This is a genomic window from Microcoleus sp. BM001215392, from assembly GCF_036700185.1.
Taxonomy (GTDB): domain Bacteria; phylum Cyanobacteriota; class Cyanobacteriia; order Cyanobacteriales; family Microcoleaceae; genus Microcoleus.
The window spans coordinates 25,277-49,659 of sequence record NZ_JAUBOJ010000004.1; the positions used below are offsets into that span (position 1 = coordinate 25,277).

Below are 24,383 nucleotides of genomic sequence, written 5' to 3' on the forward strand. Positions count from 1 at the left end.
GGGACAGAAAAATAAGAATTCAGGGTTCAAATTGTCCAAATAATATTGCTATTCATTAGGAGAAACAGAAAATGGTACAAACCCCTACTAAACCAGCAACTAAACTGCCTCCTTCCAAACACGAATTTGCGGAAGTCATTCACAGACTGGAAGCTGGCGGCGCGATGATTCCAGATACGCCGGAAAATTTGATGCAAATCATCGCGATTTGGAAGGCCTACGCGGTGCCGATGGATTTCTATTGGCGGGATTTACTTTACATCGCGGAACGGGTATTTTTAAACCCGCTTCCCTTCTTTAAATACTTCTTACCCCAGGAGTATTTAGACTTGCAAAATCACTATTCAGGCGACGGTGCAGATTTGCGACTCTGGCGGGGGACTGGAAGCGCACACCCAGAACTTTTGGAGTTCATGGAAAATGGGGAAACTGGCAAAAAGCCGCGTTTGTTTCACCATTTGTGGCACGATCGCATTAACATGGAATTTGCCGAAGAGTGCATGAGGTCGATGCTGTGGCACCGGGGGATGTACGTCCCTGTAAATCAGTTCGATCCGTATCTCGACAGCGACGAATACAAAGCTAATGCCGATCGCGCTATTAAAGCTTACTTCAAAAAAGACCCGTTCATGCTGGCCCTGCACAAAGCATTTCCCGAAATGTTTTTGGAACAGTGCCGCCAGATGTCTTATTACAGCAATCTCGGTTTATTCTGGGAAGTAATGGCACCCGTGTTTTTTGAAGTTTCGGACTTATACGACGAAGGCAAAGTTACCACAGTCCCCCAGGCGATGGATTTCCTGGTAAATGGTATATTTGCGATCGCAGGTCGTCCGATTTACCACCACGTTCTCATCGACGGCGAAACCTACGAAATCATCCCGAAATCAAAAGGTTTCACTTGGCTCTACGAGGCAGCGCTACCATACGTAGAATCGGTATTTTACCGCACTTCGCCGTTCCGGGGAACCAAATCTTACAACGCCCAAGCCCGGGAAGTTCCAGACGACCAAAAAGACTTCCACTACGGTATTTTGTATGCAGACAAATTCCCTGTAGGAACTGCCGGCATCCCGCCGACGTTGCTAGCCCAAGATATGCTGCACTTCCTGCCGCCTTATTTGATGGATTTCTACAAACAGCGCTGCCGCGGCGAAGATGATATCCTGAATCAGATTGGGGTGACGTTCCAGCGATCGATGTACTGCGTTACTTCGGCGGTTATTCAAGCTTTGCGGACGGCGCTGTTGTATCCTTTGGATGACCCAAATCCGAAACATTTGAAGGCAAATAGGGCGTTTTTCGAGTCTCAGATCGATCGCTTCTGTCGCCCGGAATACGGCATGAAATATGCGGCGAAGTTAAAAAACATTCAGACTTCTGATTACAGGTGAACGATGTTTGGGGGCGGGGATTTTAGTAGAAAAGTCCGCCAGTTCGTTAGTCCGCCAGGGGTTGAAACCCCTGGCTCAAAGCTAAAGTCGGTTGAAACCGACTGGGAAAAATTAGAGTTTTTTTAAGCAGTTTCAAAAGTGCTATAATACAAGTTCGCTTACCAACAAATAACAAATAACAAATAACAAATAACAAATAACAAATAACAAATAACCATGAATAGCAAAGACGTAGCCAAATATATCGAAGCAACGGACGGCATTTCAAAACCGTGGCTGTTGGTGCAACTGCGGCTGAAAAAACTGCAAGAAAGGCGATCGGAGATTTCGAGTGAAGAATATATGACAGAACTTGCCGACATTCAGCAAGCTTTAATGAATCTGGGCGAATGGTGGCTGGGAATCGAGGATGAAGTATTTTAGGCGATTTGAAGAATGCTGGGTGCAGGGATGGGTTCACTTTGTTCCACCCAAGCTTCGAGATACATTTCGAGCACTTCTTCGCCATGTTGGATGGGTTATGAGCGGGTTTTTCCGTGGGTACAGGGCTTGACAACGCGATCGGCAAACTCTGGAATCGTCACGAGGAAAAGTTGATCCTCGTCAGACCATTGGACGATCGTACTATATTGATTCATCGGCATTTATTTTAATTTTTCCTTTCTTCATTCTCGCAGTTCTTCGTCGGTACGATCGCCCTTTAAAATTTTTCCATCAAATCTTTTTCTGTGGCATAAACATCTCGTAGCTGTTGTAGCGCCGCCCCAGAAATTGCCGATTTAAGTTTAGCTACCAACATTCCCCACTCCAGCAAGCTGTCAACTGACACAGCCTGTTTAAACTTGCGCGTGTAGAATTTAGTCCAAAATGCCGGTGCTAGCTTGCTTTTCCAGCGTTTGTACCATCTGCCAAAATCTTGCAGGGCGATCGGCTTTACTTCTAAAATAGGTGGAAAATCGGCGTAGCTGACAAACCGGCTGATGCCTTTTGCGTGCACGTAAACCATATACCGACAGCATTCGATGCGATAAATCTCGTCTACTGCGATATTGAACAGGAGTGCGACTGTTTCTTCGGTGACAAATCTCGCCAGCGGATGCAGGATGGGAGATTTGTGAATTATCTTGGATTCTGCGATCGTCCGCGATTTTGTCGGAGTTTCTGATATCATGGCTGGTAGACAGCTAGTAACTGTCTATTTAAGTTTTGAAGACGATCGCCTTTTAGTTGTCGAGACCGGGGGCGATCGGCTTTTTAGATAAATTTATTGTAAGGTGTTATAGCACCCATTGTCAAGCATGGGTTTAGTAAGAATTAAAGTCAGAGAACTAGCCGCCGAGAAAGGCTGGACATTTAAAGAAGTTTCAGAACGTTCTGGCGTGGTGTACAACACTGTCAAGCATTATGCTCGTTGTCCAGGGCTGACAACGGTGGACTTTACTTTGTTGCGGAAATTAGCTCGGACTTTTGATGTGATGATTGAGGATTTGGTTGAGGTTTTGGAGGAGTAGGCTGATCGACCACGATTTGGACTGATTTTCTGACATGATGGTGAGTCAACCTTAGAATTGCATCAACTGTCAAGCATGGGTTTAGTCAGGCTAAAAATTCGGGAACTAGCGGCCCAGAAGGGCTGGACGCTTAAGGAAGTATCCGATCGCTCTGGGGTAATTTATAGCACTGTCAGAAGCTATGCTCGTCGTCCTGAAATGGCAATGGTTGACTTTACTTGCCTGCGGAGGTTAGCTCGAACTTTTGATGTGATGATTGAGGATTTGGTTGAGGTTTTGGAAGAGTAGGCCGATCGGCCTTAGTTGTCTAGACGGGGGGCGATCGCTTTTTTGTATTTTCTAGACTATAGCATGATTAACTGTAAATTGTCAAACATTATCGCAATTAATCTAACCGAGGATGCTAACATCAAGGAAAGTTATTCATAGTTGATTATTCTTCGTGGCAAAAACTAATACTGCGATCGCGGTCAGTTCCGTGATTAAGGAAGTCATTCAAAAACAAGCCCAAGCGACCAGACTCACCCAGAAGGAAGTCGTGTATTTGGGAATGCTGGCAATTGATGCACTCGATAAGGAAAGTCGCCAAGAGTTGGCGGACAAGGTGCATCAGATGCAGGTGAATGGCGAGATTTGAGGGCATGAGAGCGATCGGCCTTTCCACACCTCTAGTATCAACCTTGTGCTTCGTCTTGTCAAGACGCGCTGAAGCACTTTGCATCGCAGCTAAAAACTCAGCTTAAAGGTGCTAATATTTAATCGAAGTTGTTAATCTCCCGTTAGTTTTGTGACTAGAGCCAGTACCGCGATCGGAGTCAGCCCAATTATCAAGGATATAGTGCAGAAAAAGGCGCTAGCAACCAGACTAACGCTGAAGGAAATCATCTATGTCGGGATGCTGGCGATCGACGAGTTGGACGAAAAGCGCCTGCAAGAATTAGCCGATAAAGTACATCAAATGCAGGTCAATGGCGAGATTTGAAGCTGAAAAAAACCTCTCCATTTCTTAGTCTGCGGAGGCAGACTTCGTTCGACAAGAAGCGGTTTCAACCGCCGATCGAAGATATAGATCGCCCGGATTTGCGATCGTTCCCAATCTAAAATCGAGAATCTCAAATGGTAGAATTATCTGGAACTAGCAACATCCGCGATTCTATTTCTTCCCAGGTTTTTGCTGATATTCTCACTGCTGCTTCTTTGCATTCGAGGATCAGATGATTCGCAGATAAATAATCTCCCAGCGCCTTTGCTTCTTCCTCAGATAATTTGACTATTTCTGGATCGAGATGGAGTGCGTTACACCAGGTATGTAAAAGGCGAGGAGTAAATGCTAACTGTATTTGTTGAGGTTGCTGAGCGTCAGGTAATTGCTTCTGGAGTTTTTTCAGTTGAGCAATCAGTTGAGTCCATTTCACCTCCTTAAATATTTGAATTTTTTTAAGTTCTTCAGCCAGGGCGATCGCGTATACCTTGGCGTAGGCGCATAGGTTGGCGTAGGCGTAGGGGTAGGCGTTGGTATGGGCGATCGCCCTGGCGATGGGGTTGACGATGCCGTAAGCGTTGGCGATGGCGCAGCCGTTAGCGGTGACATTGGCGTTGGCCCTGGTGTGGGCGCAGGCGTTGGCGATCGCCGCAGCACGTTTACCCACCGGCTTAAAATCACCTTCCGAACCATTAGTCGCTGCATCAGCCCATTGCAATAGCCTTTGTAACTTCGGCGTGTTAATGTACTTTTGAGCTTCTTTTTCCATTAACAGCAGCAAGTCATCAGCCCCGTTTTTGGAACGTACCAACCCCGCCACCAACAAAAAAACCTCTCGCCAGCGTGAATCGGAAAGATGACAGGTAACTAACTGCTGGATTAAATTACGATCGGCAATATATTCAGCCGCGAGATATTCCTGAAGCGTCAGATGCGAAAAAGAGTACAAATTTTCGGCTCGTTCTACCAAAATCCGCTGTTGAACTGCGATCGCATTCAGCAGCGCCTCACCGTCTAAACGCTTGGGTACATTCAAATTACTTGCTAAAAAAGTTTTGATTGGCTCGATGAGTTCCGGCCGCGAAAAAAACAGCTTATCAGTGTCAAAACCAGTATAAGCAATTTCGGGCAACCAATTCTCCTGTAACTTCGCGCTCAGTCCTCGATCGAGCTCATCGGGCAGAATCCCCTTGCACGTTTCCCATCCTTCCCAGAATATCCGCAAAGCCTGTTTGTAGAGAAGACTGCGATTATTTGGAAGGTTTTGCGATCGGTGATAAGTCAAACACAAGAAACTTAGCAATAATGGTGTGCGGGCTAACTCTTTAGCTGCTGCATATTCGGGTTTTTGCAATAACTCCCAACATTTTTGACCGATTTCCGGTTGTCGAGCGACCTCGGACTCAAACCAGTTAGCGATAAATTGCTGAATTTGACTATCATCATAATCGGCAATTTTTACATTGATAAATTGTTTAAAATTGTTTGGGTAAGCGGCTGTGCGACCTGATAAAATAAAGCGATTTTTGTGATAGCGATCCACAAAATTATCAATTTGACTCATCACCTCATTTTTTTTGACTGTCGGTAACTCATCCAATCCATCCAGTAAAATTAACATTTTTCCCTGCTCTAATGCCTTAGCAATAAATTGCTCAGAAGCAGGAAATCCACAACATTTAAACTCTTCGATAATAACTTTTTCTATCTCTATTTCGCTAGATGTCAAGTTTTTAAGTTCGATAAAAATTGGCAGACTATCGTGCTGATATCCGCCTCTTTTGCCCTTCAATGCTTCGAGTCCCATTTGACGCAAAAATGTAGATTTCCCCGCTCCGGGCTGCCCTAAAACCATCAAATATTGGTTCTGATTAGCAATTTGTAGTCCTGCTTGCTTCTGGCAATCTGGGTACTGAAAATTTCGCTTTTGAGCTTGGCGGTAAGCTTTCTGTAAATTTGGGACAGATTCAAAACTGTGGATTTGTTGCTCATCCAAAAATTGTACAGCAGTATAAACTGATTCTAATGGCATAGCCTCGGGCATTCCCAAGCCTTTGAGAATGCTGTGACGATTTAAGTAACGTCTGCCGTATTCTCCCGATGCAGTGTAAATTAGCTGCTGAGTGTTCTCATCTAGCATTTTTCCCATAAAACCGACAAACTTACCATCTGTTCCCCAGAGTGACTGAAAAATTGGGAGGGCGATTTCGGTAAGACAAGTTGCAACAAATGATTCGATTTCTCTCATGGGAGTATTAATGAGACGTTGAGGATAAGTCTACATACAACTCTTGCTTGACAAAATCAGCATATCGCTCAAATTTTCCCGGCGGTAAACATTAATCGGACTGTTGCTAATAGCAATTAGTTTGTCTAAACAGAGAGTTAAAGCGTCAACCCTTTGGCAGACACCTCAGAGATTTCTCGCAGTCTGTTCAATAATTTCTGGAGGAGTTCGGGTGTTTGACTCATAGCAGGTTAAAATCTATTTTCGCTTCGCCGATAGTGGCTTTGACTGCATCTGCGGCTGCTTCTGCTTGCTCGATGGTTTGAGGAATGAAAATTTAGCATAGCAAAAGAAGTTGTGCGTTGCGATCGAGAAATGCGCAGCAGCGTGTAAAAGCGAGAATAAAATTTTTTGAATCTTTCTGTAGCCTTTGGCAATTGTTCCAATACCGTAGCAGTTGCTTTGATCTTGGCGTACTGCTCAAAGATGGAAAATTATAGCTTTTTAGCTTCATCAATTCCTGCCCCAAGCCGCTGTTGTAGATTCAAGATAGTAGCAATTGTTTGTGGCGCTAACTTCGCCATAAAAAATACTTTTCAATCTCAACAATTAACATAATTAGTATTTAAATTGCCTGTAAACAAATAATTATGCTGTTGTGGGGCGATGCTCTGAGCAGCGCTCAAAATATGTAATTTAAGTTTGGAATACCTTAACCAACACATACCAAAAAAAAATCCCCCGCCAGAAGGCAGGGGATTTAATTTAATTACCTAGAAACCAGAGTTCAGAATTACCCGAATTTCCCGGCTGTCGAGGCAATTACAAAGGCCGCGTAAGTGAGGACGTTGCCCACGGTAAAGTGAACTAAGCCAACCAAACGACCTTGGACGATAGAAAGAGCAACTGGCTTGTCTTTCCAGCGAACCAAGTTCGCCAGAGGAGTGCGCTCGTGAGCCCAAACCAAAGTCTCGATCAATTCTTGCCAGTAACCTCTCCAAGAGATCAGGAACATGAAACCAGTTGCCCAAACGAGGTGTCCGAATAAGAACATCCAGGCCCAGACTGACAAGTTGTTAGTACCGTACGGGTTGTAACCGTTGATCAACTGAGAAGAGTACAGCCAGAGGTAATCGCGGAACCAGCCCATCAGGTAGGTAGAAGACTCATTGAACTGAGCCACGTTACCTTGCCAGATGCCTAGGTGCTTCCAGTGCCAGTAGAACGTTACCCAAGCTAGGGTGTTCAACATCCAGAAGACAGACAGGTACATGGCGTCCCAAGCAGAGACATCGCAGGTACCGCCACGGCCGGGGCCGTCGCAAGGGAAAGCATAACCGAAGTCTTTTTTGTCCGGCATCAGCTTAGAACCGCGTGCATCCAGAGCGCCTTTGACCAAGATCAAGGTGGTGGTGTGCAAGCCGAGTGCGATCGCGTGGTGAACCAAGAAATCGCCAGGTCCGATCGCCAAGAACAGAGAATTTGTACTGCTGTTGATTCCTTCCAACCAGCCTGGGAGCCATACGTTGCCGTAGTTTGGCCAAGCTGTAGCAGCAATGCTGTCTGGGTTAGAAAGTAGTACGTCCATGCCGTACAGAGCCTTCCCGTGAGCAGCTTGGATGAACTGTGCGAACACTGGTTCAATCAAGATTTGCTTTTCAGGAGTTCCGAAAGCGACTACTACGTCGTTGTGAACGTACAAGCCGAGAGTGTGGAAGCCCAAGAACAGCGACACCCAGCTCAAGTGAGAGATAATCGCTTCTTTGTGCTGCAACACGCGATCGAGCACGTTGCCTTTATTGGATTCAGGATCGTAGTCCCGCACCAAGAAGATAGCTCCGTGGGCGAAAGCGCCGACCATGATGAAACCAGCAATGTATTGGTGGTGCGTGTACAACGCAGCCATTGTCGTGTGATCCTGCGCTATGAAAGCGTAAGGAGGCATCGCGTACATATGCTGAGCGACCAAGGAGGTGATTACACCTAAAGCAGCGAGGTGAAATGCCAGTTGGAAGTGCAGCGAGTTGTTGTAGGTTTCGTAAAGGCCTTGGTGAGGCAGGTTGAACTGACCTTCACTCTTGCCGCCTACCAAACCAGCTTTTGAATCCAACATCTCTTTGATGCTGTGACCGATACCGAAGTTAGTCCGGTACATATGACCGGCAACGATAAACAGAACTGCGATCGCCAAGTGGTGGTGAGCAATGTCTGTGAGCCACAGGGATTCTGTTTGAGGGTGGAAGCCACCCAAGAAAGTCAGAATTGCTGTTCCAGCGCCTTCGGAAGTACCGAAGACATGGCCCGCTGCATCTGGGTTCTCGGCGTATACGCCCCAGTTACCAGTGAAGAACGGAGCCAAACCTGCTGGGTGAGGCGGGGTAGACAGGAAGTTTTCCCAACCTACGTGCTGTCCGCGAGATTCGGGGATAGCAACGTGAACCATGTGACCAGTCCAAGCCAAAGAGCTGACACCGAACAAACCAGCCAAGTGGTGGTTGAGGCGAGATTCAGCGTTTTTGAACCAAGACAAGCTCGGGCGGTACTTCGGCTGGAGGTGGAGCCAACCTGCGAACAGGAAGACTGAAGCCAGCAGTAGCAAGAAGATAGCTCCTTGATACAGGTCAGCGTTCGTCCGAATCCCTTGGGTAAACCACCAGTGGTAAACACCTGAGTAAGAGATGTCTACTGGGTTAGAAGCGCCACCTTGAGTGAAAGCTTCTACTGCTGGAGCGCCGAATTGCGGGTCCCAAATCGCGTGAGCGATCGGGCGGACGTTTAGGGGGTCTTTAATCCACTGTTCAAAGTTACCTTGCCATGCTACGTGGAACAGGCTGCCCGAAGTCCACAAGAAAATGATTGCTAGGTGGCCGAAGTGAGAAGCAAAAATCTTTTGGTAAAGATTTTCTTCGGTCATGCCATCGTGGCTTTCAAAGTCGTGCGCTGTGGCAATCCCGTACCAGATCCGCCGTGTGGTCGGGTCTTGGGCAAGGTCTTGGCTAAATTTTGGAAATTTCGTTGCCATAAGCCTTGATTAATCCTGAATCCTGAACGTTGAAGAGGTTCGGTTCCGAGGTTTGGATTCTGGGTTTGAGATCGATCCCAAATCCTGAATCCAAAACCTAAAGGTAGTTTACCCTACCGAAATGATTCGTGCTAGGAAGAATGCCCACGTAGTGACAATTCCTCCTAGGAGGTAGTGAGCTACACCCACAGCCCGACCCTGAATAATGCTCAGAGCGCGAGGCTGAATCGAGGGAGCTACCTTGAGCTTGTTGTGAGCCCAAACAATGGACTCAATCAGTTCTTGCCAGTAGCCGCGGCCGCTGAACAGGAACATCAAGCTGAAGGCGAACACAAAGTGTCCCGCTAGGAACATCAGACCGTAGGCCGACAGTGCCGAACCGTAGGACTGAATTACCTGAGAAGCTTGCGCCCACAGGAAGTCCCGCAACCAGCCGTTGATCGTGATCGCACTTTGTGCGAAATTACCACCGGTGATGTGAGAGATTGTGCCGTCTGGCGATACTGTTCCCCACACGTCCGACTGCATTTTCCAGCTAAAGTGGAAAATCACGATCGAGATGCAGTTGTACATCCAGAACAAGCCGAGGAAAACGTGATCCCAACCAGAAACTTGGCAGGTGCCGCCACGGCCTGGGCCGTCGCAAGGGAACCGGAAGCCCAAGTTGCCTTTGTCAGGAACCAAGCGAGAACTGCGTGCAAACAACACGCCTTTCAAAAGAATCAGGACTGTAACGTGAATGGTGAAAGCGTGGATGTGGTGGACCATGAAATCCGCCGTACCCAACTCGATCGGCATCATCGCTATTTTGCCACCGACTGCTACTGCACCGCCACCAAAAGCATGGCTGACGATTTCGGCAGCATTAGGTGCTGTGCTACCAGGAGCCAAGGCGTGGATATTTTGCACCCATTGGGCAAATATCGGACGCAATTGGATACCAGTATCTGAGAACAAATCTTGAGGACGACCGAAAGCCCGCATTGTATCGTTGTGAACGTACAAACCGAAGCTGTGGAAGCCTAAGAATATGCAAACCCAGTTGAGGTGGGAAATAATCGCATCCCGATGACGGATGACGCGATCCAACAAGTTGTTGACATTTCCTGAGGGATTGTAGTCCCGCACCATGAAGATTGCTGCGTGAGCCGCTCCGCCAACAATCAGGAATCCGCCAATCCACATGTGGTGGGTGAACAGGGATAGCTGAGTCGGGTAGTCGGTCGCGATGTACGGATACGGAGGCATCGCGTACATATGTTGAGCCACGATGATGCTCACAGAACCCAGCATTGCCAAGTTAATGGCTAGTTGTGCGTGCCAGGAATTTGTCAGGATTTCGTAGAGTCCTTTGTGGCCTTCTCCAGTGAAGGGGCCTTTGTGGTTCTCTAGGATTTCCTTCATGCTGTGACCAATGCCCCAGTTCGTGCGGTACATATGACCGGCAACGATAAACAGCACTGCCAAAGCTAAGTGGTGGTGAGCTGTATCGGTCAGCCACAAACCGCCTGTGGTGGGGTTCAGACCGCCTTTGAAGGTCAGGAAGTCTGAGTATGCGCCCCAGTTGAGGGTGAAGAAGGGGGTTAAACCTTTTGCGAAGCTCGGGTAGATGTCAGCCATCAAGCCCGGCGTCAAAATCCACTCGTGTGGCAGAGGGATGTCGGTAACTGTTTTGATCAGCTTACCGCCGACTGTCAACGGTGAGCCTGCATCGATCGCGTCCATGCAAGCATTGATCGGCAGAGCAACGTGAATTTGTTGTCCTGCAAAGCCCAAGCATCCGCAGCCGAGCAAACCTGCCAAGTGGTGGTTCATCATCGATTCCACGTTCTGGAACCATTCCAGTTTCGGAGCGCGGACGTGATAGTGGAACCAACCGGCAAATAGCATCAATGCTGCCATTACCAAGGCGCCGATCGCAGTGCAATATAGCTGGTATGAGTTAGTGATGCCGTTGGAGCGCCACAGTTGAAACAGACCAGAGGTGATCTGAATCCCGTGAAAGCCGCCGCCTACATCTGCATTTAAAATTTCTTGACCAAAAATCGGCCAAACCACTTGAGCGCTGGGCTTGATGGCTGTAGGATCTGTCAGCCAAGCTTCGTAGTTGGAGAATTTAGCGCCGTGGAAATATGCGCCGCTCAACCAAACGAAGATTACTGCCAAGTGGCCGAAGTGAGCGCTAAAGATTTTGCGCGAAACGTCTTCTAAGTCACTTGTATGACTGTCGAAGTCGTGAGCGTTAGCGTGGAGGTTCCAAATCCAAGTGGTGGTTTTTGGCCCCTTAGCTAGAGTGCGATCGAAATGACCTGGTTTAGACCACTTCTCGAAAGAAGTTGGAACCGGATCTTTATCGACTACTACTCTAACTTTTACCTCTCGCTCTGGAGGACTAATGGTCATGAAGACTCTCCTCTCGGTAAGACAAGGAACGAGAACTGAATAATGTATCTGACACTCCCCACGCTTAATTAGGCGGGGGATTCTCGGTTCCCCGAAACAGCTTGCATTTCACTCTTTCGAGAGTTACACGCAGGTGGATCGTCTCCCCAAGCATTTTGCTTCTTTGTCAAGAAGCCAGTTCCCCAGTGTCGCTAACAATGTCCCTGGGTACTGCCAACTCTTCTCGCCAGATCCGCAGCCGATCGCCACCTTGATTTGGGTTTGATGCGGCTGCTCCTTTTGAGGGAGTTTCATGAATTATAAGCCTGCTAGAGAAGTATTAATCGCTTGTTAACAATACTTAAAAAACCCTCAATTCTTGATGCAATAATCGCTTTAATTTCCACATAGCCTCTAAAAAGTCAAGGGGTATTGCCATTAAGTTTACAAAACTCAAAGATATGGTAATTGAGGAATACTCATTTATAGAGAAATGTTTAAGAAAACGGCTGTGGCAGTTATTAGTGGGATCGGATTGGTTGGGTGCTCCGTCTGAATCCTGGGCACAGGGGTGCGAATTCAGGCAGAGGCAAATCGCCAATACTAAATTCAGTTTTGGGCTATAGTTCCCTATGAGAAGGCTTCTAGGAGTATAGTTGCGTGATTGGCATTAATTGGCAGAGAACGGTTGCAAGCAGGCTGGTGGCATTGTTCGCAGCAGCAGTATTGATTGTAGGTGTAGCAAGTTGTGGCGCGGGCACTCCCGAAAAGCCCCAATCAGGAAACAAGAGCGGCTCAGCTACCGCCGAGGTAAACAGAATAACAGAGGTTTCACCCCCAGAAGCCATTCAACAACTGCGTCAGGCTGTAGAAATCTACCAGCCTCAAATAAGTATTTTGTTTCCATTACCTGACGAAGTGCTTCAGGATATAAATGTATCGGTTAAGTTCCAAGTTAAGGACTTGCCCCTATTCAAAGAGGCAAACTTGGGTTTGGGGCCCCACCTGCAAGTTTTATTAGACAACCAACCTTATGCAGCAGTTTACGATATCAACCAGACTTTAACTCTCTCTGACTTAGAACCCGGAACCCATACCCTGCGAGTATTTGCTGCTCGTCCTTGGCAAGAAAGCTTTAAAAACGAAGGTGCATACGCCCAAACCACCTTTCACGTTTTTACAAAAACACAAGACAACAATCCCGATCGCACATTGCCCTTATTAACATACAACAGCCCGCAAGGCAGCTACGGGGCAGAACCCATCCTGCTGGATTTTTACTTGACAAATGCGCCTTTACACCAAGTAGCGCAAAAAAATTCCCAAGATGAGATCCTGGATTGGAAAATTCGAGCCACAGTCAACGGTCAAAGCTTTGCGATCGACCAATGGCAACCTATATATCTTAAAGGATTCAAACCAGGGAAAAACTGGGTACAGCTAGAGTTAATCGACGAACAGGGAAATACCGTCAAAAACGCCTTTAATAATACAGTCAGACTGGTAAATTACGAACCGCAGCGGCAAGACACTCTTTCAAAATTAGTGCGAGGTGAGCTCAGCGTAGCAGATGCTCGCGGTACAGTCGATCGTACGTACCAACCGCCCAAGCCCGAACCCGCACCAAGCCCAACACTCGAACCGACACCGGCGCTGACACCTGGATTAGAAAAAACACCAATAGCCGAACCCTCACCAGCGGTTCCAGAAACCCCAGCTACCGAGCCCAGGTTAGAGCCAAAAGTTGCTCCCCTTCCAGTCATAGAACCGACACCGACAGCAACCCCCCAACTCGAAGCACCGAAACTTGTAGAACCGACACCAACCCCGACACCAACCCCACAGCTAGAAACCCCCAAAGTTGTGGAATTAGTTCCAGTCATAGAACCGACACCGACAGCAACCCCACAGTTAGAAACCCCCAAACTTGTTGTACCCGTTAAAATAATAGAACCGAAACCAACACAATCGAACCAAACAGAAAAACAGGAATATAAAGGATACTACAATCGGTTCCGCAACTTTTTGAATCAAGTTACCGAACCGGCTAATCCTTCACTACCGCCAACCCTGCCAGAAATAACAGACAAAGCTCCTGTACCTAAAGTAGTCGCTCCTGCGATACCAGAAGCATCTCCCAATCTGGTAGCACCAGCGCCCTCGGTTGTCACGCCCAAAAGCGCCGAATTAGCCATTCCAGAAACAACAGTTTCAGAACCAGAAAACACCCCCAAATCAGAACAAAAAGTCGAATTTGAAACCTAAAAACAATTTCTGAATTCATCAGCCTACCCTTCGGCAAGGGTTCGCCTACACCTGCATAAATTCGCCTACATCTGCGGTCAAAAAACACAGGAAAAACGAAAATGACCTATCTCGAAACAGCAGCCAAATTTTATAGCGACGTTGCCGAAACCCCCCAAATCGGACTGTGCTGCGTCCAAAGCAGTCCCTTGCAACTGCCAGGATTAAAAATTCCCGAACAAATGCAAGAAATGAACTACGGCTGCGGCACCACCGTTCACGCCGCCGAACTTATCGGCAATCCAGTCGTGCTATATGTCGGCGTCGGCGGCGGTTTGGAAGCGCTGCAATTTGCTTATTTTTCTAGACATAAAGGAGCAGTAATTGCCGTCGATCCGGTTGCAGCAATGCGAGAAGCTGCCGCACGCAACTTGCAAATTGCCGCCAACGAAAATGAATGGTTTGATGCAAGTTTTGTCGAAATTATAGAAGGCGATGCTTTCGCGTTGCCGGTACCGGATGCTTCTGTCGATGTTGTCGCACAAAATTGCTTGTTTAATATCTTTGAACCTGCGGATTTAGCTAAGGCATTAAAAGAGACTTATCGCGTGTTGAAGCCAGGGGGCAGGTTGTTGATGAGCGATCCGATCGCAACTCGACCAATTCCGCAGCATTTGAAGGAAGACCAACGCCTGCGCGCCTTGTGTTTGTCGGGGGCTCTGACCTACGCAGAATACGTTCAACACCTTGTAGACGTGGGATTTGGGCAAGTGGAAGTCCGGGCGCGCCGTCCTTACCGGCTGCTGGACAAACACAATTACAAATTGGATGGGGATTTGCTGTTAGAAAGCCTCGATACAGTGTCTTTTAAAGTGGACATCCCCCTGGATGGTGCTTGCATTTTTACTGGCAAGACGGCGATTTATGCGGGTTCTGAAGAGTGGTTTGATGACGGGGCTGGTCACGTTTTGCAGCGGGGAGTTCCGGCGGCGGTGTGCGATAAAACGGCTGGAAATTTGGGGGGATTAATGCCGGACAAGGTGTTGATTACTGATTCGACTTGGCACTATAACGGCGGCGGTTGCTGTTAGGAGAAAAAACGGCGGTTTAAAGAGACTGTTGGCGAATTAAAAAAGGGTGAAACCAAACATCTCATAATCATGGAAAAAAACTATGATCAGGCAGGGGTAAAAAGAGCGGAAAAACCAGAGGCACGGGTCAAGCCAATCGGAATGTTACGCCAAAATGCCCACATCCTTGACAGATTCATCGCCGCAGCAGTCACAATATGTTGTAGGCGAGTTTTGGCAAGACCCATGTAACGAGCCCGCGCGTAAACCAAAAACACGAATTCCTTGAGACAGCGAACTTTCAACACCAGCCCGAGCCGGCATAACGTTGCTTAAAATCCAGGGTATGAATACCTAATTCTGTCTCACGCTCTGAGCAAGTGTTGAGCATCAACATAAGCAGTATCGACAATATGTTCTTGTGGTAACAGATGTTGATCGGAAGGAGCTTGATGAATGAGCTGAGTCATTTCGACATCTCCAGTGGTGGTGGGTGTCGTTTCCACATTGGTAATTAAATGAGGTAAATCTCGATCGCAAGTTTCTGTAAGATGTACTGTATAACCTGTCCAATTAGTATCTCTTTTTGTCCGATTGCGAGCCTCGGTATCGTAAGCGGAAGTAATTAACTGCTTGTGGGGCGGTAAATTATCAGTTTCTCGCCAATAAACTTTGCCTCCCGACCACCCATCTTGCTGTATCCAGACACAGCGTAAAATTTCTACCGCTTTGAGCTGACGTAACCATTCAGGACTTAACGGGTCATACAAAGCTGACAATAAGTGATGACCATCATCGCCAATAGTTAATGCCAAGCTTTGTTTTTCGGCTTCAGATTTCCGCACGCGATCTTGCTGAAATTTCGTTCCCTAACGCTCAGACAAATCGCGATCAAATACTGTTAATAACCATTCATCGGCTACAGTGGCTAGCTGATTTAAAGCATGACATAAAGTTTTTCCAACGCATTTTAGGCGGTTCATTTTGCGAATAGCTCCGATGACAGGGGTGGAGTCAGTTCTGGCTTTGGACCAGGCTTTGAGCCATGCCTTATCTTGAAAATGTGCTAGCATTCGATCGAGTAATTGACTTTCACGTACCGCAGCAATTAACCGACTTCGACCTTCACTTAAAACTGAATAATCACGCACGACTATCAGTAATTTCTAGCCCCAAAGCATATTTCCAATCTATAGGACTTCTCACCGCTTCTGCTGGGTGCATCTGGTTTTGGAAGCCTGAAGAAGCATGACCGCATATAAGTTATTAGTTATAATCTCCTATTTACGGAGGTCATGCTTCGCCCCTACGGATATATTCGCTTGCATTGAGATGCACCCCTTCTGCTGCTTGTCGGTCAGTCAATCCCTCGGCAAATTGCATCACATCACGCTAATTAATGCTAATTGCCCTGGCGATCAAGCATTTTGACCGCAGTCGGCTCGAAACAAGGTGATAAAGGATAAAGTCAGCATCTTGAGACAACACTCCCAGTTCGTCGCGCATTTTCATATATGGGTTTCCTTTGGGAAAGGAGGTTCGTGCTACGGAGGCCGTCATTTCTGGAATCGATGACCAGTCGCGGGGTGAAGAGTCATAATAAATTATTGTAAAACCTCTTGAGAACTTTTTTGTGAAATATCATGCCCACAGCACAGAAGTCTCAAATAAGTCAACGGACAAAGGTATAAAAATCACTCTTGCTGGGACTGCAAAAAATATGAAATATTTATGGGCTTGAGGCTGACGATTACACGAATAGATATTCAAGACATTTTATAAATTCCGATTTTAAGCTAAGTTAGAATGGCAAATTTCTACCACTGTTCAAAATCATGCCACCAGCAGTACCAGCTAGGATCACCATCACCACCCCAACCCCAACCCCCGGGAGCGGCGGTACCAGTCCCGGAGGAGCTATCGGTGGCAGGAACGGCACCAGCGGCCCCGACTCCCTCAGCGGTACTGCGGGCGCTGACTTGATATTCGGTTTGGGAGGCGCTGACAGCATTTTCGGCTTGGGGGGAAACGATAGCCTCTACGGCGGGGACGGCGACGACTCAATACTAGGCGGCGACGGCAATGATTTTGTGTTTGGTAATGCCGGCCGCGACAGCGTTTTCGGCAACGCGGGCGACGATACTCTCTACGGCGGCAAAGATGCTGACTCGGTAAGTGGCGATGATGGTAATGATTTGCTGTTTGGCAACCAAGACAGCGATACTTTGTTGGGTGGCGCGGGCAATGACACGCTGTTTGGTGGTGCCGGCGATGACTCGCTGTTTGGTGGGATCGGTGATGATTGTTTGTCGGGCGATCGCGGCCGAGATACTTTAACTGGTGGTCTGGGAAATGATACTTTTACGATCGGGCCTTCGACAGACAAGGTTCTGATTACAGATTTTGTGGCTGGGAACGATAAAATTCGTTTGAGTGCCAACCTCACATTTGACCAACTCACCTTTTCCGCTGGCGCCGGAACTTCGCCTAGTACAATTATTCAGCTTACAAGCAATAAGGAAACTCTGGCTACTGTATTTGGAGTTGCTTCTATCCCTCGGGCGGACTTTATTTTTTAATAGAAAATCGGTAATTTTGAGTTGTAAATTTTAAGTTGTAAATTTTGATTTTTTCAACTCATCGACGATTTTGTTTTTGCCCGTAATAAAGCAAGCTCAAAATTTTTGAGCTTGCTTCTAACTTCTTCGTTATATCCTTTTGCATCTCGTACAGTGCGACGTAAACCAAACTTCCATCTGACTTCTATCCGTTAAATCCGTTGCCGAAATTCCTTCTTTCTGATGACTAATGACGGATGATTAGACTAAGGAGCCAACGAGCTGCTGGGGTTCCCGGGGTGCATCTGGTTTTTGAACAGGGTTCTGGCATGACCGCATATAAATTATTAGTTATAATCTCATATTCCCGGAGGTCATGCCAGAGCCCCCTACAGATATATTTTCTTGCAGGTGCACCCGCTCCCGGAGGCTCACAAGTCGCGGTTATCGAGCTCTAGCCGAGATACGCGGCAACGCTGACGATCCTTCGACGGAGTTCTGGATAACGCTAATGACTGATGACTACCCTTCGACTTCGCGAGCGGGTAAAATGACTGATGACTGATGACTGATGACTTCTTCCTTCCTTTTTATTTCTAATGACTATTGACGGTTTTCTGAATCTGAACAAACCAGCCGGCATGACATCTCACGACTGCGTGGGGCGAGTGCGCCGACTGCTGAAACTGAAGCGAGTCGGACACGGAGGAACCCTAGATCCGGCAGTGACAGGCGTTTTGCCGATCGCCCTAGGCAAAGCAACCAGGCTGCTGCAATTCCTCCAACACCACAAAGCTTACCGAGGTACGATTCGGTTTGGCTTAACTACCGCTACGGACGATTTAGAAGGAGAAATTCTGCATTGTCAACCGGTGCCGGAGTTGACTTTAGAAAAAGTGCAAGCTGCGCTGCCGAATTTTATCGGAAAAATTGCGCAATTTCCGCCGAGTTTTAGTGCGGTTCAGGTGGCAGGAAAACGGCTTTATGAGTTAGCTAGAAAAGGCGAAACTGTGGAAGTTGCTGCTAGGAATGTTGAGGTATTTAGGCTGGAAATTTTGGATTGGCGGCCTGGGGATTTTCCCGAATTGGATTTGTCGATCGCCTGTGGGGCCGGTACTTACATTCGGGCGATCGCCCGGGACTTGGGCGCACTCTTAAATGCAGGCGGTACTTTGGCTTGTTTGACTCGCACCGAAAGCAGCGGTTTCTCGATCGACCAAAGTCTCACTTTTGCAGAATTAGAACTGCAATTGCAGCACAATACATTCACCCCAATTTTGCCATCGGCGGTTTTGGGACACTTGGGGGCGATCGTCCTTTCTCCTGAATACACCAAACGCTGGTTTCAAGGACAGCGCCTCCCCATTCCCGAAACAGCAATAGCAGCCGAGGAAACTCAGGATAATTCCCTCAAAAATCCCATACCCCAACCTCCGTCTCCATTGCAAGTGTACGACCCTGACGGTAACTTGTTAGGGATCGGTCAAGTAGCTTGCTCAGAAACAAGTACGATCTTGTCTCCTCAAATTGTGTTTTAGCTATCCAAGAGGTAAAAATGAAAATAGGTATAATTGGCGCGGGAAATGTTGGCGGAACTCTCGGACGTATTTTAACCAAAAAAGGTCATTCGATTGTATTTGGCGTCAGAGCTCCGCAGAGTGCAAAAGTGCAGTCTGCTGTAGAAGCTACAGGAGGCAATGCGCGAGCGGCTAGCGTTGGGGAAGCTGCAAGTCACGGTCAAGTTTTGATTTTAGCTACGCCTTGGAATGGCACGAAAGAGGCGTTAGCCGCTGCGGGAGATTTGACTGGCAAAATTATTATAGATGCGACAAACCCGATCGAGATGACACCCGCTGGACTTGCTGCTGGGCTGACAATCGGATACACAACTTCGGCCGCCGAAGAAATTGCCAAATGGGCGATCGGGGCGCAAGTTGTGAAAGCTTTTAACAACATTGGTGCGAGCTGTTTTGAAAATTTGCAATTCGGTTCGCAAACAGCAACTGCTTTTATTTGCGGAGACGATGCAGATGCCAAGAAAATTGTCACCAATCTTGCCGAAGACATCGGATTTGAAGTTGTAGATGCCGGGGAACTCAAGCAAGCTCGATTGCTGGAACCGCTGGGGATGCTGTGGATTCACTTAGCTTTCAGCGGTAGGGGACAAGATTTTGCGATTAATCTAATTAAGCGCTGAGGTCAAAATTGTGAAAATATTACTGATCGGATTAATTCGAGGCTACAAAATGGGGATTTCTCCTTATTTACCTAACGCCTGTAGATTTCAACCAACTTGTTCGCAATACGCGATCGAAGCCATAGAAAGATTTGGGGCGGCCCGCGGCGGTTCAATGGCAGTTAAGCGGATTTTGCGGTGTCATCCTTTTCATCCTGGGGGTTACGATCCCCTACCGCCCAAAGATAGCCCAGAGCATTAGTTACAACACTAACAAAAAGGCAGTCAAAGCCTTGCTTTGGCTGCCTTTGGGCTAGCTTTTTGCCTATGTGGGAGGGTGAAATTCAGGATTCAGCAAACAGGCAGAAGGAAGTTGCAATCGACCCCTGATTCAGCAGTGAAGAAGCTCCTCACGCTCTTGGGAGTTGGTATATTAGTTAGATTCTGGATTTTATAGATTAGTAAATGCGTGCAAATAGGCCTTGCATCTTTATGGCTAAAACTCTTGAGGGGAATCAGTACCTGAGGGGGTTAAACTCCCAGAGTTAATTGTTATTTTTGACCTAAATTCCGTAATATTACTGTTTTATTCCACAACTCAGCAGTTATATAATAGGAAAAACGGGAGGACAGGGGATGCGAGTTGATATGTCTGCTACCGCAATCGGGTACAAAATGTTGTCCCATACTCTGGCAGTGCTGAGCCAGAAACAAGCAACAGGGAAATTGATTTTAGAGCAAGGCGAACAACAGTGGCAACTTTACTTTTTCCAGGGTTGTTTGGTTTACGCCACAGGAGGCGCCCACAGGGCGAGGCGCTGGTATAGGGGGATCGGGCAACACTGTCGCAACTTTCAAGTCGATCTCAGAGACATGGATGCTGGAGAACTGTGGGAGTATCAACTGCTTCAGCAAGGAGTAGCAGCCAGCGAAATGAGTTTGGAACAAGCTAAGGCGATCGTCCACAGCGGCGTTTCCGAAGTGTTCTTTGCTTTGATCGGTCAATCTGGCTTGCGCCGGGAGTGGCGTCCGTCGGAAAAATATTTTTCTAAAATCACATCTTCTTTACTGCTGTCTTTAACAGAATTAGAGCAAATTCTGTTTTCTACAGAACAAATTTGGCAGAAGTGGAAAGCAATGGGTTTGTGGTTGGTAGAACCAGAACAAGCACCTCTGTTAAAAGCGTCGGCACAGTTGCAGGAAAATCGATTTAGTTCTAATTCTTTGATCGCTTTAGCTAACGTATTTAACGGCGAAAATACTCTTTGGGATATTGCGTTCAAGAAAAAACAGTGCGTGACAGTGGCAACTCGGGCTTTAGTTAATTACATGAAGCAGGGTTTAGTAAATTTCCGAACAGTACCAGACTTGCCCTCGCCTATAGAACAGTGGCGCCTTGCTTCGGCGATGATTGGGCCAGTGCGGCCTTTGATTGCCTGTATCGATGACAGTCCGACAGTATGCGAATTTTTAGAACAAATTTTATTACCGGCAGGGTATCGAGTCCTAAAAATTCAAGACCCGATGCAAGGAGTGGGCATTCTCTCCAACCAAAGACCTGCTTTAATTTTTATGGACGTGGTGATGCCGAAGACAAGCGGCTTTGCTTTGTGCAATTTTTTGCGAAAAACATCGACTTTTCGGGAAACTCCGATCGTATTTTTGACCGGTCAAGATAGTATAATTGACCGCACGCGAGCAAAACTTACAGGTGCTTCGGATTTTTTGACCAAGCCTGCAAAACCGCAAGAAGTTTTGCAAGTAGTTGACAAGTATTTGAAGGTAAAAGGCGATCGCAACCCTCTGACAACTCCCCGCCATGATTTACTCAATTCGCAGCAACTTAGCCTAGCCAATTCTTAAATCAAAATTACGCTCAAACAGCATCGCTGTAGATTGGGTGCGCAGCGTCGATTCTCCATATTCGACTTGAGATTTATGATTTACTTGCAGCGCAGTGAATCGGGTTGTCGAACTTAATCTAAAATTTTGGAATTGACGGTCTGGCGTCGGGGCTGGTACCCGTTGTGGCGCAGCGTCGGATGGTGCAGCCTATAAATATTTTATCGATCGTCATCAGTCACTCCCAAGTATTTAATTTTTTAATTTCAAATTTACAATCAAAAATGGTATAATCCATCGGACTAGATATTATTAATTATGAGCGATCGAACTCCGCAGGTAAGCGTGGTAATTCCCGCTTACAACTGCGCGGCTTACATCGGGCAAGCCGTAGATAGCGTGCTGCACCAAACCTATACTGACTGGGAAATTATTGTAGTAGACGACGGTTCGCGAGACGATACCAGATTAATTTTAGAACAATATGGCGATCGCCTGCGCTACATTTACCAACAAAATCAAGGAGTTTCTATTGCCCGAAATCGCGGCATCGAGCTAGCCAGAGGAGAATTCATCGCTTTTCTCGATGCAGATGACTACTTTTTACCCGACAAAATATCAGCACAAATGGCTGTATTTGCAGCGCAACCAAATCTAGGAATAGTCCACAGCGGCTGGCGTCAAGTTAACAGTATAGGTCAACCGATCAAAGATGTCAAACCATGGGAAAACATTCCTAAATTAGACTTAGAAATGTGGCTGCGGTGGAAACCAGTCTTACCGAGTGCGATGGTATTTCGCCGCCATTGGCTAGAGCGAGCAGGCGGATTCGACCCTCGATTTCCCCCGGCGGAAGATACAGATTTAGCGCTGCGTTTAGCCTTAATGGGATGCGAAACAGAGTGGTTGCGACAAGTAACAGTTTGCTACCGCCAGCACGAACAAAGCGCCATGTACAAAGGTTTACCGCAGGCTAAATCCCTCGCAGCCGTCACGGAAACTTTTTTTTCCCGCCCCGAATTGCCCGATAAAATACGTTTGTTGGAAAAGCAAATCAAGTACAGTACCTTTGTTTGGATTGCTTGGTATTTGCACCGCACCGGTCATTTTGCTGAGATGGCAGAGTTTTTGCAGCGTTCTTGGAATTATACGCCTTATTTGCCTGTGGAAACAGTAATTAATTGGGCGGAGTGTTTTACCGAATTTTCGCAGGATGCGGGCGATGAATTGGATGCAGATTTATTAACTCAATCTCCCGAATGGCAGCAGTTAATGCAGTGGACAATTCTCACCAGCCACAATAAAACTGGTTTGTAGTGAGGAATGCAAGTCCTTCTTAGAGGACTTGCATTCCTCACTACAAACCTTCTAGCATTGGTAAATAAGGTTTTTTTTAACGAACCGCGAAGGCGCAAAGGACACGAAGGAAGAGAAGAGAAAAAGTGCTAAAGTTTTTTGGCAAGGTGAAAGGCTGAAAGATAGGAAGTTTTGATGTTATTTCCGCAGTTTTTTTGGAGGGCTTCCCGCAAATTTACCAACAATGATGTTCTTTTTTTATCATTGAGCGCTATGTACTTGGAGTAAGTTTGCAGAAGTGCTAGATAATCTTCTATGCTGTAGGTAATTTGACAAACTAACTGTTCGTAAATTAAATCTTCGTACAGCCCAGAGTCGATGATATCTTGTCCGATTTCTTTGAGAGTTTCTGCTTGATTTGCTCTTTCTTTGGCATGATATTCTGCTAGAGACGGAGCTTGATTTTGATAAACTTCATCCAAAACTTGGTAAACTTCATCCTGGGGCAAAACTCCGGCATTCCACAGCAAAATCAATGAACCTTTATCTTTTAATGCAGCGGCCGTTTTGTGATAGCGAATATCCGGTGACACCCAATGAAAAGAAGTCGCGGCGAGTACAGCATTAAATTTATCAGATTCTAATTCCCACTCTTCCAAAGTTTTATTTTTAATCTCTACAGATGGATAAGTTGCACAGTTTTGTAGCGCTAGCTGACAAGCTGGCTGACTGGGTTCGAGACAAAGCATTGCAAAACCTAATTCTGCAAACGGAACAGTGGCTATTCCGGGGCCGCAGCCGATTTCAAGAATGTTGGCGTTTGAGGGAAGTTCGGCTAATTCGATAACGCGATTAATTAGTTTTTGAGGATAGCGCGGTCTAGTTTTGTTGTAGAAACCTGCGATTTCACTGTACCAGTTTTTTCGCTGTTCGTAACTGTAGGTGGCGATATATTCGTTAGACCAATTGTGGTTTTTTTCTGATTCTTTTACCATTCTGAAATCTTCCTTTTCTCTTCTCTTATCTTCCTACCCTTCGGGAACGGCTTCGCCGAACGCGTCCTTTGCGTCTTCGCGGTTCGTTCAAACTACTTATATTCAAATTCGAGATTATACTTCAGTTTCAGCTTCAGTAAAAATTGGCGGCCAAAGTTCATTAATGGGCAATTCCCAACCAGGAAAAAGTTCGGATACCGTCAAAATATCTCCATTACCCAGCACAATTGGTTCGCCTTCGGGACGGTAAACTGTTACAGTTTCTTGATCCGGGTCGATCAAAATGCCTACTTGTGCGCCGAGTTGGATAAAATTGAGAATCTTTTTTTCGAGCGGTTTAATACGATCGCTCTGTGATTTAATTTCTACTACCAAGTCGGGGACTAATTCTCCGAAATAACGGGGACTTTGCCTGATCCGGCCCGCGCGCACAAAGGAAACATCGGGTGCTGTGAGGTTCGCATCAGGTAAAATAAAGCCACCGGCGGAGTCAAAAACTCGACCTAAACGGCGGGGATAAACCCAATTGGCGAGCAGCCAACTGAAAATTACACCTATTTCGCTAGATACAATATCTGACGGCCCCACAATGATAATCCTCCCGCTTTCTAGTTCAAGTTGGTAATCTTGACCGGCTTCTTTGAAGGTTTTTTGGACTTTTTCTAAGTCTTTGAGTGTCATCAT

23 protein-coding genes and 1 pseudogene are annotated in these 24,383 nt (G+C 46.8%); 15 read left to right on the forward strand and 9 right to left on the reverse strand.

The annotated features are described in order from the left end of the window. Nucleotides 1-71 precede the first annotated feature (71 nt). Together QT974_RS00945 and QT974_RS00950 are read left to right on the forward strand one after the other, a co-directional pair. Complete coding sequence (locus QT974_RS00945; protein ID WP_333466673.1) at nt 72-1,394, forward strand: CO2 hydration protein; 1,323 nt, start codon at nt 72-74, stop codon at nt 1,392-1,394. A 216-nt stretch (nt 1,395-1,610) separates the two neighbouring features. Next, nucleotides 1,611-1,817 carry a hypothetical protein gene (locus tag QT974_RS00950; RefSeq protein ID WP_333466674.1) on the forward strand — a complete coding sequence of 69 codons (207 nt, stop codon included), beginning with the start codon at nt 1,611-1,613 and terminating at the stop codon, nt 1,815-1,817. Here QT974_RS00950 and QT974_RS00955 read toward each other — a convergent pair. After that, nucleotides 1,814-2,032, reverse strand: a pseudogene (locus QT974_RS00955) (type II toxin-antitoxin system HicB family antitoxin). The gene QT974_RS00950 and the pseudogene QT974_RS00955 overlap by 4 nt on opposite strands. A 62-nt stretch (nt 2,033-2,094) precedes the next feature. Next, a complete protein-coding gene (locus QT974_RS00960) occupies nt 2,095-2,565 on the reverse strand; it encodes a hypothetical protein (RefSeq protein WP_333466675.1) in 471 nt (156 codons plus the stop codon). Between the two features lie 127 nt (nt 2,566-2,692). Here QT974_RS00960 and QT974_RS00965 point away from each other — a divergent pair, with 127 nt between their 5' ends. From QT974_RS00965 to QT974_RS00980, 4 genes are all read left to right on the forward strand, one after another. Then, nucleotides 2,693-2,905 (forward strand): helix-turn-helix domain-containing protein, encoded by a 213-nt coding sequence (locus tag QT974_RS00965; RefSeq protein ID WP_106332166.1) that lies wholly within the window; start codon nt 2,693-2,695, stop codon nt 2,903-2,905. Between the two features lie 75 nt (nt 2,906-2,980). After that, on the forward strand, nt 2,981-3,193 hold the full coding sequence (locus tag QT974_RS00970; RefSeq protein WP_333466676.1) for a helix-turn-helix domain-containing protein: 213 nt from the start codon (nt 2,981-2,983) through the stop codon (nt 3,191-3,193). Between the two features lie 154 nt (nt 3,194-3,347). Continuing rightward, the gene (locus QT974_RS00975; protein WP_236506337.1) at nt 3,348-3,542 is read left to right on the forward strand and encodes a hypothetical protein; all 195 of its coding nucleotides are present in this window, start codon (nt 3,348-3,350) and stop codon (nt 3,540-3,542) included. 150 nt (nt 3,543-3,692) lie between these two features. After that, a complete protein-coding gene (locus QT974_RS00980) occupies nt 3,693-3,887 on the forward strand; it encodes a hypothetical protein (protein WP_293190080.1) in 195 nt (64 codons plus the stop codon). Between the two features lie 130 nt (nt 3,888-4,017). Here QT974_RS00980 and QT974_RS00985 read toward each other — a convergent pair whose 3' ends face one another. From QT974_RS00985 to psaA, 3 genes are all read right to left on the reverse strand, one after another. Next, complete coding sequence (locus QT974_RS00985; RefSeq protein WP_333466677.1) at nt 4,018-6,135, reverse strand: NACHT domain-containing protein; 2,118 nt, start codon at nt 6,133-6,135, stop codon at nt 4,018-4,020. A gap of 772 nt (nt 6,136-6,907) precedes the next feature. Further along, the gene (gene psaB / locus QT974_RS00990; RefSeq protein ID WP_333466678.1) at nt 6,908-9,136 is read right to left on the reverse strand and encodes a photosystem I core protein PsaB; all 2,229 of its coding nucleotides are present in this window, start codon (nt 9,134-9,136) and stop codon (nt 6,908-6,910) included. A gap of 108 nt (nt 9,137-9,244) precedes the next feature. Further along, the gene (psaA, locus tag QT974_RS00995) at nt 9,245-11,539 is read right to left on the reverse strand and encodes a photosystem I core protein PsaA (protein WP_333466679.1); all 2,295 of its coding nucleotides are present in this window, start codon (nt 11,537-11,539) and stop codon (nt 9,245-9,247) included. 639 nt (nt 11,540-12,178) lie between these two features. Between psaA and QT974_RS01000 the strand changes: the two genes are divergently transcribed. Next, on the forward strand, nt 12,179-13,783 hold the full coding sequence (locus QT974_RS01000) for a hypothetical protein (RefSeq protein WP_333466680.1): 1,605 nt from the start codon (nt 12,179-12,181) through the stop codon (nt 13,781-13,783). Nucleotides 13,784-13,884: 101 nt separating this feature from the next. Beyond that, entirely contained in the window at nt 13,885-14,853 is a 969-nt protein-coding gene (gene arsM, locus QT974_RS01005; RefSeq protein ID WP_333466681.1) for an arsenosugar biosynthesis arsenite methyltransferase ArsM, read from the forward strand. 86 nt (nt 14,854-14,939) lie between these two features. Here arsM and QT974_RS34695 read toward each other — a convergent pair whose 3' ends face one another. Further along, nucleotides 14,940-15,140: a transposase gene (locus QT974_RS34695; RefSeq protein WP_442933138.1), complete on the reverse strand. Its 201-nt coding sequence runs from the start codon at nt 15,138-15,140 to the stop codon at nt 14,940-14,942. Between the two features lie 57 nt (nt 15,141-15,197). Continuing rightward, a complete protein-coding gene (locus tag QT974_RS01010) occupies nt 15,198-15,677 on the reverse strand; it encodes a hypothetical protein (protein ID WP_333466682.1) in 480 nt (159 codons plus the stop codon). A gap of 200 nt (nt 15,678-15,877) precedes the next feature. Between QT974_RS01010 and QT974_RS01015 the strand changes: the two genes are divergently transcribed. The 7 genes from QT974_RS01015 to QT974_RS01050 all read left to right on the forward strand — a co-directional run bounded on the left by QT974_RS01015 (nt 15,878) and on the right by QT974_RS01050 (nt 22,725). Beyond that, on the forward strand, nt 15,878-16,084 hold the full coding sequence (locus QT974_RS01015) for a hypothetical protein (protein WP_333466683.1): 207 nt from the start codon (nt 15,878-15,880) through the stop codon (nt 16,082-16,084). 583 nt (nt 16,085-16,667) lie between these two features. Next, a complete protein-coding gene (locus QT974_RS01025; protein WP_333466684.1) occupies nt 16,668-17,411 on the forward strand; it encodes a calcium-binding protein in 744 nt (247 codons plus the stop codon). A 578-nt stretch (nt 17,412-17,989) separates the two neighbouring features. Then, entirely contained in the window at nt 17,990-18,928 is a 939-nt protein-coding gene (gene truB / locus QT974_RS01030) for a tRNA pseudouridine(55) synthase TruB (RefSeq protein ID WP_333466685.1), read from the forward strand. Next, nucleotides 18,883-19,587: an NADPH-dependent F420 reductase gene (locus tag QT974_RS01035; protein WP_442933139.1), complete on the forward strand. Its 705-nt coding sequence runs from the start codon at nt 18,883-18,885 to the stop codon at nt 19,585-19,587. Before truB ends, QT974_RS01035 begins: the two co-directional genes overlap by 46 nt. Before the next feature lie 10 nt (nt 19,588-19,597). Continuing rightward, a complete protein-coding gene (gene yidD / locus QT974_RS01040) occupies nt 19,598-19,828 on the forward strand; it encodes a membrane protein insertion efficiency factor YidD (RefSeq protein WP_333466687.1) in 231 nt (76 codons plus the stop codon). A gap of 386 nt (nt 19,829-20,214) precedes the next feature. Next, nucleotides 20,215-21,429, forward strand: a complete 1,215-nt coding sequence (locus QT974_RS01045) for a response regulator (RefSeq protein ID WP_333466688.1) — start codon at nt 20,215-20,217, stop codon at nt 21,427-21,429. A 297-nt stretch (nt 21,430-21,726) separates the two neighbouring features. Further along, nucleotides 21,727-22,725 carry a glycosyltransferase family 2 protein gene (locus QT974_RS01050; RefSeq protein ID WP_333466689.1) on the forward strand — a complete coding sequence of 333 codons (999 nt, stop codon included), beginning with the start codon at nt 21,727-21,729 and terminating at the stop codon, nt 22,723-22,725. 128 nt (nt 22,726-22,853) lie between these two features. Here QT974_RS01050 and QT974_RS01055 read toward each other — a convergent pair whose 3' ends face one another. Continuing rightward, nucleotides 22,854-23,699, reverse strand: coding sequence for a class I SAM-dependent methyltransferase (locus tag QT974_RS01055; protein ID WP_333466690.1), 846 nt, complete (start codon nt 23,697-23,699; stop codon nt 22,854-22,856). Between the two features lie 114 nt (nt 23,700-23,813). Beyond that, on the reverse strand, nt 23,814-24,380 hold the full coding sequence (locus QT974_RS01060) for a Uma2 family endonuclease (protein ID WP_333466695.1): 567 nt from the start codon (nt 24,378-24,380) through the stop codon (nt 23,814-23,816). Nucleotides 24,381-24,383 lie beyond the last annotated feature (3 nt).

What these genes read in the sequence shown, in the direction of transcription:
- QT974_RS00945 (WP_333466673.1), top strand. Translation starts at nt 72, where the DNA reads ATGGTACAAACCCCTACTAAACCAGCAACTAAACTGCCTCCTTCCAAA.
- QT974_RS00950 (WP_333466674.1), top strand. Translation starts at nt 1,611, where the DNA reads ATGAATAGCAAAGACGTAGCCAAATATATCGAAGCAACGGACGGCATT.
- QT974_RS00960 (WP_333466675.1), bottom strand. Translation starts at nt 2,565, where the DNA reads ATGATATCAGAAACTCCGACAAAATCGCGGACGATCGCAGAATCCAAG.
- QT974_RS00965 (WP_106332166.1), top strand. Translation starts at nt 2,693, where the DNA reads ATGGGTTTAGTAAGAATTAAAGTCAGAGAACTAGCCGCCGAGAAAGGC.
- QT974_RS00970 (WP_333466676.1), top strand. Translation starts at nt 2,981, where the DNA reads ATGGGTTTAGTCAGGCTAAAAATTCGGGAACTAGCGGCCCAGAAGGGC.
- QT974_RS00985 (WP_333466677.1), bottom strand. Translation starts at nt 6,135, where the DNA reads ATGAGAGAAATCGAATCATTTGTTGCAACTTGTCTTACCGAAATCGCC.
- psaB (WP_333466678.1), bottom strand. Translation starts at nt 9,136, where the DNA reads ATGGCAACGAAATTTCCAAAATTTAGCCAAGACCTTGCCCAAGACCCG.
- psaA (WP_333466679.1), bottom strand. Translation starts at nt 11,539, where the DNA reads ATGACCATTAGTCCTCCAGAGCGAGAGGTAAAAGTTAGAGTAGTAGTC.
- arsM (WP_333466681.1), top strand. Translation starts at nt 13,885, where the DNA reads ATGACCTATCTCGAAACAGCAGCCAAATTTTATAGCGACGTTGCCGAA.
- QT974_RS01015 (WP_333466683.1), top strand. Translation starts at nt 15,878, where the DNA reads ATGCCTTATCTTGAAAATGTGCTAGCATTCGATCGAGTAATTGACTTT.
- QT974_RS01025 (WP_333466684.1), top strand. Translation starts at nt 16,668, where the DNA reads ATGCCACCAGCAGTACCAGCTAGGATCACCATCACCACCCCAACCCCA.
- truB (WP_333466685.1), top strand. Translation starts at nt 17,990, where the DNA reads ATGACTATTGACGGTTTTCTGAATCTGAACAAACCAGCCGGCATGACA.
- QT974_RS01045 (WP_333466688.1), top strand. Translation starts at nt 20,215, where the DNA reads ATGTCTGCTACCGCAATCGGGTACAAAATGTTGTCCCATACTCTGGCA.
- QT974_RS01050 (WP_333466689.1), top strand. Translation starts at nt 21,727, where the DNA reads ATGAGCGATCGAACTCCGCAGGTAAGCGTGGTAATTCCCGCTTACAAC.
- QT974_RS01055 (WP_333466690.1), bottom strand. Translation starts at nt 23,699, where the DNA reads ATGGTAAAAGAATCAGAAAAAAACCACAATTGGTCTAACGAATATATC.
- QT974_RS01060 (WP_333466695.1), bottom strand. Translation starts at nt 24,380, where the DNA reads ATGACACTCAAAGACTTAGAAAAAGTCCAAAAAACCTTCAAAGAAGCC.